We start from the raw sequence: 12,684 nt of genomic DNA, 5'->3' as shown, positions 1-12,684 counted from the left end.
ACGAGTTGCATAGGCAAGGGTGCCCCGCGCGGGTGAGACGCAGCTCACCGTGGCGTGACGTGGCGCCGGGCGCCGAGGGCGGGGGCCTGCGCGTCAGGCGGGGGTGCGCGCGGCGGCGGGGGTGTTTGCGGCGGCGGGGGTGCGCCAGAGTAACTTCCGGGGAGAAAAGGTGCAAAACGGCAGATCGGCGCCAAAATAGAACTTGGCTGGCACCATCCACGTGCCGGACCGAGGAGGTGGTATCGGTGTCTACCCAGATTCCGATGGGCATGGAGCATCATCCGGACATCGTCGAACTACGGGAGCACTACGAGCGGGTCACCCTGACCCCGCGGGCCCAGGCCGTCGAGGCCCTGGCCGTTCTCGCCGGTCTGTTCCTGGCGGCCTCGCCATGGATCGTCGGCTTCACCGCTTTCAGTACGCTGACCGTCACCTGCCTGATCGTGGGTCTCGCCTACTGCGTGCTGATGGCCGGGTACGGCTCGGCATACGAGCGCACCCACGCACGGGCCTGGGCGGCGACGCTGCTCGGTGCCTGGACGATCGTTTCCCCCTGGGTGGTGTCCGGAGCGGTCGACCGCGGGAAGAACATCGTGACCTGCCTGATCACGGGCGCCGTGATGTTCCTGCTGGGGCTCGCCGCGATCTCCATGGCCACCATGACGTCGAACGGCGCGTCCATGCGACGCGGCCGGGCCGGGCGGTCCAGGAGCTGACGCCACACGGCAGCCCCGAGTCGGGGCGCGGAGCGGTGAGGTCGCTCCGCGCCCCGGCGCACGTCGAGCGGGGGCCGATGGGGCGCCGGCGGGCGCGGGGCCGCCCCCGGGGGCCTGCTAGGGGTGCGTCATCCGCAGCACGTCGAGGGCCTCGTCCAGCTGCTCCCGGGTGAGCCTGCCCTGCTCCAGGTAGCCGCTCTCCAGTACCACCTGACGGATCGTCTTCCGCTCGGCCAGCGCCTGCTTGGCGACCTTGGCGGCTTCCTCGTAGCCGATGTAGCGGTTCAGCGGGGTGACCACCGAGGGCGAGGACTCGGCGTACTCGCGGGCCCGTTCGACGTTGGCGGTGATTCCGTCCACCGTGCGGTCGGCGAGCAGCCGGGCGCTGTTGGCGAGCAGCCGGATCGACTCCAGCACATTGCGGGCGATCACCGGGAGCATCACGTTCAGCTCGAAGTTGCCGCTCGCGCCGGCCACCGTGACGGTGGCGTCGTTGCCGATCACCTGGGCCGAGACCATCAGCACCACCTCGGGCAGTACCGGATTGACCTTGCCGGGCATGATTGACGAACCCGGCTGGAGGTCCGGCAGGTTGATCTCGCCGAGGCCGGTGCGGGGACCCGAGCCCATCCACCGCAGATCGTTGGCGATCTTGGTGAAGCCGACCGCGACGGTGCGGAGCTGGCCGCTCAGCTCCACCAGGCCGTCCCGGGCGCCCTGCGCCTCGAAGTGGTCGCGGGCCTCGGTCAGCGGCAGGTCGGTGGCCCGGGCCACCTCCTCGATCACGGCGGCGGCGAACCCGGGCGGGGTGTTGATGCCCGTGCCCACCGCCGTGCCGCCGAGAGGCAGTTCGGCGACCCGGGGGAGCGTCGCCAGCAGCCGCTCCCGCCCGTGCCGGACCTGCGCCGCGTACCCGGCGAACTCCTGGCCGAGGGTGACGGGGGTGGCGTCCATCAGATGCGTCCGGCCGGACTTCACCACCTGGGAGAACTCCGCGGCCTTCCGCTCCAGGGCCTCCGCCAGGTGCTCCAGGGCGGGGATCAGGTCGTGGGTGACGGCGGTGGTGGCCGCGATGTGGATCGAGGACGGGAACACGTCGTTGGAGGACTGGCTGGCGTTGACGTGGTCGTTGGGGTGGACCGGCCGGCCGAGCCGCTCGGCGGCCAGTGTCGCGATCACCTCGTTGGCGTTCATGTTGGACGAGGTGCCCGAGCCGGTCTGGAACACGTCCACCGGGAACTCGTCGTCCCAGTGCCCCTGGGCGACCTCCTCGGCGGCGGCCGCCACGGCCTGCGCCGTCTCCTCGTCCAGCACCCCGAGCCGCGCGTTCACCCGGGCCGCGGCGGCCTTGATCCGGGCCAGCGCCGCGATGTGCTCCCGCTCCAGCCGCTGGCCCGACACCGGGAAGTTCTCCACCGCCCGCTGCGTCTGGGCCTGCCACTTGGCGGCGGCCGGTACCCGGACCTCGCCCATCGAGTCGTGCTCGGTCCGGAACTCCTGCTCACCCATCGCGCGCTGCACCTCCTGGTCGGCCCCGGCCGGGTCGGTTCCCCGGGCGGGGTGCGGTCTGCGCAACACGACAGCCGCGCGCGGGCTCCCGGTATTTCCGCGGGTGGCGGGAGAACCGAGTGAGCTTCACTCGAAAGAGTGAAGATCACGACGTGCTCACCCGATCGCGCCCGCCCGCTTCGTACGCTCGTGCACGCACCGGGGGAGACGATCACCGAGCAGGGGGCGGACATGGCGACAGCGCGGCGCGACGGGGACGGTCTGAGCAGGCGGGAGCTGCTTGGGGCCTCGGCGGCCTTCGGCACGGCCGCCTGGCTGCTGCGCGGCACGATCGGACCGGACAGCGCGCAGGCCGCCACCCCGGCACCGCCCGACCTGCCCGCCGGCACCGAGCTGTACCAGCGGGTCTACCAGAACTGGTCCGGCGAGGTCCGCACCGACCAGCTCTGGACCTGCGCCCCGCGCACGCCCGAAGAGGTCCCGCTGCTCGCCGACTGGGCGCACGCCCACGGCTGGCGGCTGCGCGCCCAGGGGTACCGGCACACCTGGGCGCCGCTCACCGTCGCCGACGCCACCCCCGAGTCCACCCGCGTCCTGCTGCTGGACACCACCCGCCACCTCACCGCCCTGGCCGCCGACTCGCCGACCACCGTCCGGGTGCAGACCGGCGCCACCATGGAGAGCCTGCTCGCCCACCTGGCCGACCGCGGCCTCGGCGTCGCCAACTGCCCCGCGCCCGGCGAACTCACCGTCGGCGGCGTGCTCGCCATCGGCGGCCACGGCACCGCCGTCCCGGCCACCGGCGAGATCCGCCCCGACGGCCACGGCTACGGCTCGGTCAGCAACCAGGTCACCCGGCTCACCGCCGTCGTCCACGACCCGGCCACCGGCCGCTACGCCCTGCGCACCTTCGACCGCTCCGAAGCCGACAGCGCCGCGTTCCTGGTCCACCTCGGCCGGGCCTTCGTCACCGAGGTGGTGCTCCGGGCCGGCCCCGACGTGCCGCTGCGCTGCGTCAGCCGGCTGGACATCCCGGCCACCGAGCTCTTCGCCCGTCCGGGCAGCTCGGGCGGTGCCCTCGGCCGCCCGCGCACCTTCGCCGACTTCGTCGACCGCGAAGGGCGCGCCGAGGCGATCTGGTTCGCCTGCACCGACCGCCCCTGGCTGAAGACCTGGAGCGTCGCCCCGTCGCGCCCGTTCGGCTCCCGAACCGTCGACGAGCCCTACAACTACCCCTTCTCCGACAGCATCCCGGAGCCGGTCGCCCGGCTCGCCGGCCAACTCGTCGCCGGAGCCTGGGGATCGGCCCCGCTGTTAGGCCAACTCCAGTACCTGATCGCGAAGGTGGCCCTCACCGGGGACATCACCGACGTGCTGCTCTCCGGCGGCGTGCTCCGCGAGCTGCTCTCCGGCGAACTGCTCACCCACCTGCTCGCCGGCGGCCTGCGCTCCGACCTCTGGGGCCCCTCCCGCACCCTGCTGCAGTACGTGCGTCCCACGACCCTGCGGGTCACCGCCAACGGCTACGCCGTACTCGCCCGGCGCGCCGACCTCCAGTGGGTGGTCTCCGAATTCGCTTCCTACTACCGGCAGCTGCTCGGCGAGTACCAGGCGCGAGGCGAGTTCCCGATCAACGGCGCGGTGGAGATCCGGGTCACCGGCCTGGACGACCCGGCCTCCAGCGGAGTCCCCGGGGCGCGGCCGCCGCTGCTCTCCGCGCTGCGCCCGCGCCCCGACCGCCCCGAGTGGGACACCGCCGTCTGGCTCGACGTCCTCAGCCTCCCCGGCACCCCCGGCCTGCACCGCTTCGCCCGCGACCTGGAGCAGTTCCTGCTGCGCACCTTCGACGGCACCCGGGCCGGCCTGCGCGTCGAGTGGTCCAAGGGCTGGGCGTACACCACGGACGCCGCCTGGGCCGATCCGGACGTGCTCGGCCGGGTCGTCCCCGCCAGCCTGCGCGACGGCGGCGGCCCCGGCTGGGACGAGGCGATCACCGTCCTGGACCGCCACGACCCGCACCGGGTCTTCGGGAACCCCTTCCTGGACACGCTGTTGACGTCCTGACCCGGCGCCGCCCGGTGGGTCAGACGTGCTCCATCACCATGACCGCCACGGTGTCCGGAGCGAGGGCGCGGAAGACGTGCGGGGCGTCGCCGGGGTAGCTGATGTAGTCGCCCGGGTGGAGTTCGACCGGGTCCGCCGGCGGGCCGACCAGGGCGCGGCCGGAGCTGAGCACCACGTGCTCCACCGTGCCCGGCATGTGTGGGTCGGAGGCCCGGGGCTCGCCCGGCTGCGCCTCGATCCGGTAGATGTCGCGGCGCGCGTTCGGCGGGCAGGAGGCCAGCAGGGTGGCGGCGTAGTCGGCCCGCTCGGAGTGGGTGACCGGCCCCTCGCCGGCCCGGATCACCCGCACCACCGGCCGCGGCGGGTCGACCAGCCGGCTGAACGGCACGTCCAGGGCGACACCGAGCGCCCAGAGGGTCTCCACGCTCGGATTGCCCGCGCCCGACTCCAGCTGGGAGAGCGTGGACTTGGCGATCCCGGCCCGGCGGGCCAGCTCCGCCATGGACAGGTCGGCCCGCTCGCGTTCGCGCCGGATGGAGGCGGCGATCAGCCCGATCAGCTCCGAGCCGGCCGGGCCCGGGCCGGCGGCCCGGTCGGCCCCGGGGCGCCGGTCGCTGTCGCCGCCGGCGGTGTTCGCACTCATTCGCGTTCGCTCCACAAGTCCAGGCGTTCGCCTTGACGAACGGCATCCGTCGGGTTCACTCTACTGGACATGCGTTCGCTTCTCCGAACACTCGACCGCGCCACGCTGCGGGACATCGCCCTGGTCTGTGTCGCCGACGCCCTGGTCGGCGCCTCCTTCGGCGCCATCAGTGTCTCCGGCGGCCTGCCGCTCTGGCTGCCGATCGCCATGTCGGTGCTCGTCTTCGCCGGCGGTGCCCAGTTCGCGGCCGTCGGCGTCATCCTCTCCGGCGGCGGCGCACTCGCCGCCGTCGCGACCGGCCTGGTGCTCAACGCCCGTCTGCTGCCCTTCGGTTTCACCGTCGCCGACGTGCTCGACGGGCCGCGCTGGCGGCGGCTGCTCGGTGCCCAGCTGATGACCGACGAGTCGGTCGCCTTCGCCCTGCTCCAGCCCGACCGGCGCCGGCGCCGGGCCGCGTTCTGGCTCTGCGGCCTGGCCCTGTTCACGGTCTGGAACATCGCCGTCGTGGTCGGCGCGGCGGCCGGCGGCCTCATCGGCGACACCGACGCGCTCGGGCTCGACGCCGCCTTCCCGGCCGTCCTGCTCGCCCTCGTCCTGCCCTCGCTCACCGACCCGCGCACCCGGGCCGCCGCCCTGGCCGGCGCCGCGGTCGCCGTCGCCGCCACCCCGTACCTGCCGGCCGGCCTGCCCGTCCTGCTCGCCCTCCTCGGCCTGCTCCTCGCCGGGCGGGGTCCGGCCGCGCCGGCCGCCGTCGGGTCGAGTGCCGCAGCCGCCGCTGTCGGGTCGAGCCCCGCAGCCGCCACCGAGGGAGTCCACTGATGCCCCTGCTCGCCGTCCTCCTGCTGGCCGCCGGTACCTACGCGTTCCGCCTCGCCGGCCCGGCCCTCGGTCACCGGTTCACCCTCTCCGACCGGCTGCGCCACCTGCTGGCCGTGGCCGCCGCCGTGCTGCTGGTCGCGCTCGTCGCCACCGGCGCCCTCACCCAGGGGCACGGCTTCGCCGGCTGGGCCCGGCCGGCCGGCGTGCTGGTCGCCGGGCTGCTCGCGCTGCGCCGCGCGCCGTTCCCGGTCGTGGTGGTGGCGGGCGCCGCGACCACGGCCGTCCTGCGGCTCTGCGGAGTCGCCTGAGGCGGCCCGGCCGCCGACGGTTCGTCACGGGAGCGGCCGGGCTTGACCTCAAGCGGACGTCAACTTCTAACGTGGGCAGCCTCGTCCGAGCCCACTCACCGGAGGTCCGTCCACCATGGCCGTTCACCTGCGCGACTACCCCGAGGTCCGGCTCGCCGCCCAGCCGATCGGCTACTGGAGCGACGCCACCGCCCAGCTCGTCCTCGCCCGGATCAGGGGTGAGCTCGCCGAGGAGCAGCTCACCCAGCCCCACTGGTGGACCCTCAACCACGTGGCCGGCGAGCCCGGCGGCTGGCAGCGCGCCGCCCTGGCCGACAAGCTCCGCCCGTACGCCGTCGGCATCGTCCCCGCCGTCGACTTCGACCTGGTCATCGACGGCCTGCTCGACCGGGGCTGGCTCACCGAGGACGCGCACGGCCTCACCCTCACCGAGGCCGGCGAGGCCGGCCGGCAGCGGGCCCGCGGCCGCCTCGCCGGCGCCCACGAGCAGATCCACGACGGCATCGCGCCCGGCGAATGGGCCGCCGCGCTCAACGTGCTGCGCCGCATGGTCGCCAACCTCGGCGGCGACGCCGACCTGCCCACCTGACCGGCGCTCCGGCTCAGCCCGCCCGGCTCAGCCCCGGGCGCCGTCGCCCAGACGCTCCTGCTGGATCTCGGGCCGCTCGCTGTCCCAGAGCAGCTCCCACACCCGGAACACGCAGTGGTAGTCCCGCATGCTGCCCCGGGAGATCAGCAGATAGGTGTCGCCGTCCCGGAGCAGGGTGCGCCGGCGGCTGTTGAACGGGTGCTGCGGGGTGTAGGTGGGGACGAGCCGCCGGAGTTCGGCGAGCGCCTCCTCGCGGCTGCCCTCGATCTCGGCCAGCACCTTGGTGCCCCAGATCCGGTCGTTGCCGACGCCTTCGGTCTCCTGGACGACCAGTGCCCAGCGCGCCATGCTCCACCCCTCGTTCGGATTCTCGTCCGGCCTTCCGGAAACGATCAAACGATCACCCTATCGGTGGCCCTGCGCAGGTGGGCACCGGCTTGCCGCTGCCACCGGGCCTCGGAGGCGGGCGGTTCCCGCACCCGACGGCTATGCGGAGCGCTTGCGGGCCGATTCCTTCACCTCCAGCGGCAGCGCCTCGGCAACCAGCAGTCGCGGCAGCAGGTCCGGTTCCAGAGTCATCGCCCGGAAGACGAGCGCGACGGTCACGTCGTGGTCGGGCCGATGCACGATCTCGACCGGGTCACCTGCGCGGATGTCGCCAGGCTCGATCACGCGCAGATACGCGCCGGGCCGCGCGGCCTGCGTGAACCGCTTGATCCAGCCGTCGCGCTCCAGCCAGCCCTGGAAGGTGGCACAAGGGATCCGCGCGCACGACACCTCCAGGACGACGTCCGACCCGATCCGCCAACGCTCACCGATCAGGGCACCGTTGACGTCCAGGCCCAGACTCGTGAGGTTCTCCCCGAAGACGCCGTTCCGCAGCGGCCTGCCCAACTCGGCCTCCCAGTCGTCGAGGTCCTCGCGCGCGTAGGCGTAGACGGCCTGGTCGACGCCGCCGTGGTGCTTCACGTCGTACACCCGATCACCGAGGAGACCGACCTCACCGGTGCCCTTGGGCCCGGGCGCGCTGACGGCGACCGGGCCGTTGACGGGCTGTTTGTCGATGCCTGTCGCGCTCAGGCCCTTCCACGGGTTGGGCCGGGGCCTGCCGACATTGACGGAGAGCAGCTTCATGGGGGTGACGGTACGAGCCCGTCAACGCCGACGCGACTCATTTCGCGGCCGCGGCCGCGGCCGTGCGGCACGCCGTCACGCTGACGTTCCACCGCTGAACCCCTTCGGCGGCGGGGGCCGGCGCCTGTCACCAGGCGGTCGCGTCGGCGGGGTCGAGCGGTGCGGGGAAGCCCGGCGAGGCGCCCCCCTCGACGATGTCCACCAGCAGCCCGGCCGGCTGCTCCACCGCGTCGGGCAGCCCGTCCGCCGTCAGCCGCGCCACTGTGTACATGCTCACTCCTTCGCCCCCGTCCGGAGCCCGCCCCCGTGCGCCATACTCGCCGGTACCCGCCGCGGCCGGCACCCGTACCGGCCCGGACCGGTGCCCGCCGAGACTACAAGGAGCTTCCATGGCGAAGCCGACCCGGATCGACCCGGCCGACCTGCTCGCCGTCGGTGACCTGCTGACCGACGAGGAGCGGCTGATCCGCGACACCGTAAGGAAGTTCGCCGACGAGCGGATCCGCCCGCACATCGGCGACTGGTTCGAACGCGGCGTCTTCCCGGCCCGCGAACTCGCCCCCGAACTGGGCGCCCTCGGTGTGCTCGGCATGCACCTCGACGGCTACGGCTGCACCGGCTCCACGGCCGTCGCCTACGGGGTCGCCTGCATGGAGCTGGAGGCCGCCGACTCCGGGCTGCGCAGCTTCGTCTCCGTCCAGGGCTCGCTCGCGATGCGCTCGATCCACGCCTACGGCTCCCAGGAGCAGAAGGAGCGCTGGCTGCCGGGCATGGCCGCCGGCGAACTCATCGGCTGCTTCGGCCTCACCGAACCGGACTTCGGCTCCGATCCGGCCAACATGCGGACCAGGGCCCGCCGCAGGGGCGGCGACTGGGTGCTCTCCGGCTCCAAGATGTGGATCACCAACGGCAGCATCTCGGACGTCGCCGTCGTCTGGGTGCAGACGGAGGAGGGTGTCCGGGGCTTCCTGGTCGAGCCCGGCACCCCCGGCTTCACCGCGACCGACGTGCACGGCAAGCTGTCGCTGCGCGCCTCCGTCACCAGCGAGCTGGTCTTCGACGAGGTCGTGCTGCCCGCCGACGCCGTCCTGCCCGGTGTCACCGGCCTGCGGGGGCCGCTCTCCTCCCTGGGCGAGGCCCGGTACGGGATCCTCTGGGGCACCGTCGGCGCCGCCCGCGACTGCTACACCACCGCCCTCGACTACGCCCGGAGCCGGATCCAGTTCGACCGGCCGATCGCCGGCTTCCAGCTCACCCAGCAGAAGCTGGTCGAGATGATGCTGGAGGTGGAGAAGGCCTACCTGGTCGCCCTGCGGATCGGCCGGCTCAAGGACGAGGGGGCGGCCCGCCCGGCGCACATCAGCTTCGGCAAGCTCAACAACGTGCGCACCGCGCTGGAGATCGCCCGCAGCGCCCGGACGGTCCTCGGCGCCAACGGCATCACCACCGAGTACCCGGTGCTGCGGCACGCCAACAACCTGGAGTCGGTGCTCACCTACGAGGGGACGAGCGAGATCCACACCCTGGTCCTCGGCGAGGCCATCACCGGGGAGTCGGCCTACCGCTGACGGGCTCTCGGGGCCGGACGGGGCCGGGCCGGGCCGCTGCGGCGGTCGTCGACCCGGCCCGAAACCCGGTGGCCGGGCCGGCTGCCGCCCGGCTACCGTCGGCTCCCATGAACAGCCCGACCCCCACCCTCGCGACCACCACGCTCTGGCGACCCACCGGCCCCGAGGAGCTGGCCCTGGTCGAGGCGTCGGGGCACCGGGCCTGGCCGCCCCGACTGCCCGACCAGCCGATCTTCTACCCGGTGCTCACCGAGGACTACGCGATCCGGATCGCCCGGGACTGGAACGTCCCCGCGGCCGGCGTCGGCCACGTCACCCGGTTCGAGGTCGACGCGGCCTTCCTGGCCCGCTACCCCGTCCGGCAGGTCGGCGGCCGCACCATCCTCGAACTCTGGGTACCCGCCGAGGAACTGGACGAGTTCAACCGGCACATCGTCGGCCGCATCGAGATCGTCCACACGTTCCGGCCGCAGCCGTGACGGCCGTCCGCGACGCCGCCGGCCCCGTCCTGCTCACTTCGGCCCAGCAGACCGGCACCACCGTCCTGCTCGCCGAGGCCGCCGCCGCACGCGGCCTGGCGACCGCCGAGCTCACCGGCCCCGCCGTCCTCGACCGCCTCGCCGGGCGTCCCGTCCACTGGTACGGCGGCCCGCTCGCCGCCGCCCGGATCGCCGACCGGCTCGGCCTCGCCCTGCTGGAACCGGCGGACGACTGGCCGGCCCGACTGCCGGAGGAGTTCACCGGCCGACGGATCGAGCTGACCACCCTCGCCGAGGCCTGGACGCTGCGCCGGCCGGCCTTCGTGAAACCGCCCGCCGACAAGTCCCTCCCGCCGGCCGTCTACTCCGACGGCTCCCGGCTGCCCCGGCACGGCGAGCGGATCGGGCCCGACACGCCCGTCCTGGTCAGCGACCCGGTGACGTTCGGCGCCGAGTACCGGCTGTTCGTCCTGGACGGCGAGGTGGTCACCGGCAGCCGCTACGCCCGCTTCGGCCGGCTCGACCCCGGGCCGCTCACCGACGAGGCCACCGGCTTCGCCCGCCGCCTGCTCACCGCCGTCGGCGACACCCTGCCCAGCGCCGTGGTGCTGGACGTCGGCCCGCTGCTCGACCCGTACGACCCGGGCGAGCGCTGGGCCGTCGTCGAGGCGAACCTGCCGTGGTTCGCCCACTGCTACGCCGCCGACCCGGCCCGGGCGCTGGAGGTCGTGCTGCGCGCGGCGGGCCCGGCCGCCGCGCTGCGCCCGGCCGACCGGCGGTTCGTCCGGGGCGGCAGCGGGCCGGGCGGTCCGCCCGGGGCCGTCGTCGGGGTGAGCCGGCCCGTCGGTCCGCCCGGGGGTGCGTCGGGGTGAGCCGGCCCGTCGGCCCGCCCGGGGGTGCGTCGGGGTGAGCCGGCCCGTCGGCCCGCCCGGGGGTGCGTCGGGGTGAGCCGGCCCGTCGGCCCGACACGGCCCGGACACCCGCCGTTCGCCCCGGCGACACCGACCGGCCCGGCGGGCCGTGCAGCATGACGCGACCGGTGGCGCCCGCGCGGCCACACCGGGACGCACCGTGAAAGGAACCGCCCTCACCATGCCCACCGCTCCGCCGCCCCGGTCCAGGGTCCTCGTCGTCGGGATCGACGGTGTCCGGTACGACCTGCTTGAAGAGGTCCCGATGCCCCGGCTCGCGGAGGTGTCCGGGGCCGGGTTCCTGGCGCCCGTCACGGTGGCGGAGTCCACGCCCACCATGTCCGGCCCCTGCTGGGCCACCATCGTCACCGGCGTCGAGCCCGCCAAGCACGGCGTCTGGGGCAACCACCTGGGCGGCAACCGGCTCGACGTATTCCCCGACTTCGCCACCCGCCTGGCGCGCGGCGACCGCCGCCGCACCTTCGTGGCCGCCGGCTGGGACCCACTGGTGATCACCGAGTCCGGCGGCCCGCTGTTCCGCGCCCCCGGCCGGCTCTGCTACGTCGCCCCCGCCGAGGACACCCCCGAGGCCTGGGAGGCCGTCGACGAGGAGGTCACCCGGGAGGCCGTCCACGTCCTCGCCACCGCCGACCCGGAGGCCTCCTTCGTCTATCTCGGCGCCGTCGACGAGACCGCGCACTTCCTCGGCTGCGGCGCGGAGTACCGGGCCTCGATGCGCGCCGCCGACGAACGTCTCGGCCGGCTGCTCGACGCGGTGCGCGCCCGGCCCGGCCACGCCGAGGAGGCGTGGACGGTCATCGTCGTCACCGACCACGGCCACGTCGACGCCGGCGGGCACGGCGGCCGCACCCCCGAGGAGCGCACCGCCTGGGTGGCCTGCTCCGGTCCCGGCATCCCCGCCGCCCCGCCCACCGGGGAGATCCGCCACCCGGACGTCGCCGCCCAGGTGTACGCCTCCCTCGGCCGGCCCATCGACCCGCACTGGACTCTGGACGGCCGGCCGTTCCCGGTCGCGGCGCCCGTCCCGGCGGGCCGCTGACGCCGCACGGGCCCGCCCGCACCGCCGTACCGGGGGTGAACCCCGAGACGACGGCGGCCCGTGTACCCCTCAGGGTGGAGGCCGTACCCCCAAGGTCGCAGGTGCGGTCGCGACCTCGTGGTGACGCCGCGGCAGGCCACGACGGGTCAGGATGGACACACCCCGGTGGACCGGGCGCCCTTCGCGCAGCGCCGGGCACCGGGGACGGGACCGAACAGGGAGAGGGCAGGGCGGGCATGAACGGCATCGTGAGCAAGGTCGTACTCGGAGTCGCGGGCACGGGTATGGCCGTCGCCGTCGCCGCCGTGGCGGTCGGCCCGCGGGTCTCCGACTGGTACGACGGGCGCCACCAGGAGCAGGTCACCTACACCACCGGCAGCGCCGCCAAGGCCGGCCGGCACTCGGTACCGTCCTGGCTGCCCGACAACGCCTCCGGCGTCCACTACCTGGTGTCCACCACCGGTGACGACCGACTGCTGCGCGCCACCCTGCCGGACGGGCGGCTGCCCGCCGGCTGCGTCACCGCCCAGCCGGGCAGGGGCGTCCACCCGGTGCCGGCCACCATGAAGGCCGGCTGGTTCCCCGAGGGCGTCTCCTCGAAGATCAGCGGCTCGTGCGGGCACTACGACGTGACCCTGACGGGCAACCAGCTCTACGCCTGGCAGGACGGCGCCGCCGTCCAGGCCGCCCTGCGCGCGCAGTCGGCCGCCAGGCACTGAGCCACCGGGCGGCCGACTACCGGGCGGTCGAGTACCGGGCGGTGGGCCGGGGGCGGGGCGGCCAGGTGCCCGGCGCCGGGGTCCGACCACGACCTCACCGCGGCCCGCGGCCCGCGCCCACCGGATCATCCGGATCTGCGAACGCTCGAAGGTCACATTCGACCC

General features: G+C 74.4%; 15 protein-coding genes. 10 read left to right on the top strand and 5 right to left on the bottom strand.

The annotated features are described in order from the left end of the window. Positions 1–245: 245 nt before the first annotated feature. Positions 246–716, top strand: a complete 471-nt coding sequence (locus AB0J08_RS12075; RefSeq protein WP_360631047.1) for an SPW repeat protein — start codon at positions 246–248, stop codon at positions 714–716. 117 nt (positions 717–833) lie between these two features. On the opposite strand, the gene AB0J08_RS12070 is transcribed toward AB0J08_RS12075, so the two are convergent. Then, positions 834–2,225, bottom strand: coding sequence for a class II fumarate hydratase (locus tag AB0J08_RS12070; protein ID WP_360631044.1), 1,392 nt, complete (start codon positions 2,223–2,225; stop codon positions 834–836). Between the two features lie 231 nt (positions 2,226–2,456). On the opposite strand from AB0J08_RS12070, the gene AB0J08_RS12065 reads away from it, so the two are divergent. Continuing rightward, positions 2,457–4,289 carry a cholesterol oxidase substrate-binding domain-containing protein gene (locus tag AB0J08_RS12065; RefSeq protein ID WP_360631337.1) on the top strand — a complete coding sequence of 611 codons (1,833 nt, stop codon included), beginning with the start codon at positions 2,457–2,459 and terminating at the stop codon, positions 4,287–4,289. 19 nt (positions 4,290–4,308) lie between these two features. Here AB0J08_RS12065 and AB0J08_RS12060 read toward each other — a convergent pair whose 3' ends face one another. After that, positions 4,309–4,932, bottom strand: coding sequence for an XRE family transcriptional regulator (locus AB0J08_RS12060; RefSeq protein WP_360631041.1), 624 nt, complete (start codon positions 4,930–4,932; stop codon positions 4,309–4,311). Between the two features lie 69 nt (positions 4,933–5,001). Here AB0J08_RS12060 and AB0J08_RS12055 point away from each other — a divergent pair, with 69 nt between their 5' ends. From AB0J08_RS12055 to AB0J08_RS12045, 3 genes are all read left to right on the top strand, one after another. Continuing rightward, on the top strand, positions 5,002–5,751 hold the full coding sequence (locus AB0J08_RS12055) for an AzlC family ABC transporter permease (RefSeq protein WP_360631038.1): 750 nt from the start codon (positions 5,002–5,004) through the stop codon (positions 5,749–5,751). After that, positions 5,751–6,059, top strand: coding sequence for an AzlD domain-containing protein (locus AB0J08_RS12050; protein WP_360631035.1), 309 nt, complete (start codon positions 5,751–5,753; stop codon positions 6,057–6,059). The genes AB0J08_RS12055 and AB0J08_RS12050 overlap by 1 nt, the downstream gene beginning before the upstream one ends. A gap of 115 nt (positions 6,060–6,174) precedes the next feature. After that, positions 6,175–6,648 carry a MarR family transcriptional regulator gene (locus AB0J08_RS12045; RefSeq protein WP_360631032.1) on the top strand — a complete coding sequence of 158 codons (474 nt, stop codon included), beginning with the start codon at positions 6,175–6,177 and terminating at the stop codon, positions 6,646–6,648. A gap of 27 nt (positions 6,649–6,675) precedes the next feature. Here the strand turns inward: AB0J08_RS12045 and AB0J08_RS12040 are convergent, their stop codons facing one another. The 3 genes from AB0J08_RS12040 to AB0J08_RS12030 form a co-directional block, all read right to left on the bottom strand. Further along, entirely contained in the window at positions 6,676–6,996 is a 321-nt protein-coding gene (locus tag AB0J08_RS12040) for a hypothetical protein (protein WP_360631029.1), read from the bottom strand. Positions 6,997–7,134: 138 nt separating this feature from the next. Next, positions 7,135–7,782, bottom strand: coding sequence for an MOSC domain-containing protein (locus tag AB0J08_RS12035; protein WP_360631026.1), 648 nt, complete (start codon positions 7,780–7,782; stop codon positions 7,135–7,137). 127 nt (positions 7,783–7,909) lie between these two features. Continuing rightward, complete coding sequence (locus AB0J08_RS12030; protein ID WP_360631023.1) at positions 7,910–8,053, bottom strand: hypothetical protein; 144 nt, start codon at positions 8,051–8,053, stop codon at positions 7,910–7,912. Between the two features lie 118 nt (positions 8,054–8,171). On the opposite strand from AB0J08_RS12030, the gene AB0J08_RS12025 reads away from it, so the two are divergent. The 5 genes from AB0J08_RS12025 (at position 8,172) to AB0J08_RS12005 (ending at position 12,519) form a co-directional block, all read left to right on the top strand. Next, a complete protein-coding gene (locus tag AB0J08_RS12025; RefSeq protein WP_360631020.1) occupies positions 8,172–9,350 on the top strand; it encodes an acyl-CoA dehydrogenase family protein in 1,179 nt (392 codons plus the stop codon). A 107-nt stretch (positions 9,351–9,457) separates the two neighbouring features. Then, positions 9,458–9,829, top strand: coding sequence for an ADP-ribosylation/crystallin J1 (locus tag AB0J08_RS12020; RefSeq protein ID WP_360631017.1), 372 nt, complete (start codon positions 9,458–9,460; stop codon positions 9,827–9,829). Between the two features lie 95 nt (positions 9,830–9,924). After that, positions 9,925–10,701 carry an ATP-grasp domain-containing protein gene (locus AB0J08_RS12015; protein ID WP_360631334.1) on the top strand — a complete coding sequence of 259 codons (777 nt, stop codon included), beginning with the start codon at positions 9,925–9,927 and terminating at the stop codon, positions 10,699–10,701. Positions 10,702–10,921: 220 nt separating this feature from the next. Further along, entirely contained in the window at positions 10,922–11,800 is an 879-nt protein-coding gene (locus AB0J08_RS12010; protein WP_360631014.1) for an alkaline phosphatase family protein, read from the top strand. A 248-nt stretch (positions 11,801–12,048) separates the two neighbouring features. Further along, positions 12,049–12,519, top strand: a complete 471-nt coding sequence (locus tag AB0J08_RS12005; protein ID WP_360631011.1) for a hypothetical protein — start codon at positions 12,049–12,051, stop codon at positions 12,517–12,519. Positions 12,520–12,684 lie beyond the last annotated feature (165 nt).

This window comes from Kitasatospora sp. NPDC050463 (genome assembly GCF_040655255.1).
Classification (GTDB): Bacteria; Actinomycetota; Actinomycetes; order Streptomycetales; family Streptomycetaceae; genus Kitasatospora.
The sequence above is the reverse complement of the archived record's forward strand: the minus strand, read 5'-3'. Positions and strand labels throughout refer to the sequence as shown.

What these genes read in the sequence shown, in the direction of transcription:
- AB0J08_RS12070 (WP_360631044.1), bottom strand. Translation starts at nt 2,225, where the DNA reads ATGGGTGAGCAGGAGTTCCGGACCGAGCACGACTCGATGGGCGAGGTC.
- AB0J08_RS12065 (WP_360631337.1), top strand. Translation starts at nt 2,457, where the DNA reads ATGGCGACAGCGCGGCGCGACGGGGACGGTCTGAGCAGGCGGGAGCTG.
- AB0J08_RS12060 (WP_360631041.1), bottom strand. Translation starts at nt 4,932, where the DNA reads ATGAGTGCGAACACCGCCGGCGGCGACAGCGACCGGCGCCCCGGGGCC.
- AB0J08_RS12055 (WP_360631038.1), top strand. Translation starts at nt 5,002, where the DNA reads ATGCGTTCGCTTCTCCGAACACTCGACCGCGCCACGCTGCGGGACATC.
- AB0J08_RS12050 (WP_360631035.1), top strand. Translation starts at nt 5,751, where the DNA reads ATGCCCCTGCTCGCCGTCCTCCTGCTGGCCGCCGGTACCTACGCGTTC.
- AB0J08_RS12045 (WP_360631032.1), top strand. Translation starts at nt 6,175, where the DNA reads ATGGCCGTTCACCTGCGCGACTACCCCGAGGTCCGGCTCGCCGCCCAG.
- AB0J08_RS12040 (WP_360631029.1), bottom strand. Translation starts at nt 6,996, where the DNA reads ATGGCGCGCTGGGCACTGGTCGTCCAGGAGACCGAAGGCGTCGGCAAC.
- AB0J08_RS12035 (WP_360631026.1), bottom strand. Translation starts at nt 7,782, where the DNA reads ATGAAGCTGCTCTCCGTCAATGTCGGCAGGCCCCGGCCCAACCCGTGG.
- AB0J08_RS12030 (WP_360631023.1), bottom strand. Translation starts at nt 8,053, where the DNA reads ATGTACACAGTGGCGCGGCTGACGGCGGACGGGCTGCCCGACGCGGTG.
- AB0J08_RS12025 (WP_360631020.1), top strand. Translation starts at nt 8,172, where the DNA reads ATGGCGAAGCCGACCCGGATCGACCCGGCCGACCTGCTCGCCGTCGGT.
- AB0J08_RS12020 (WP_360631017.1), top strand. Translation starts at nt 9,458, where the DNA reads ATGAACAGCCCGACCCCCACCCTCGCGACCACCACGCTCTGGCGACCC.
- AB0J08_RS12010 (WP_360631014.1), top strand. Translation starts at nt 10,922, where the DNA reads ATGCCCACCGCTCCGCCGCCCCGGTCCAGGGTCCTCGTCGTCGGGATC.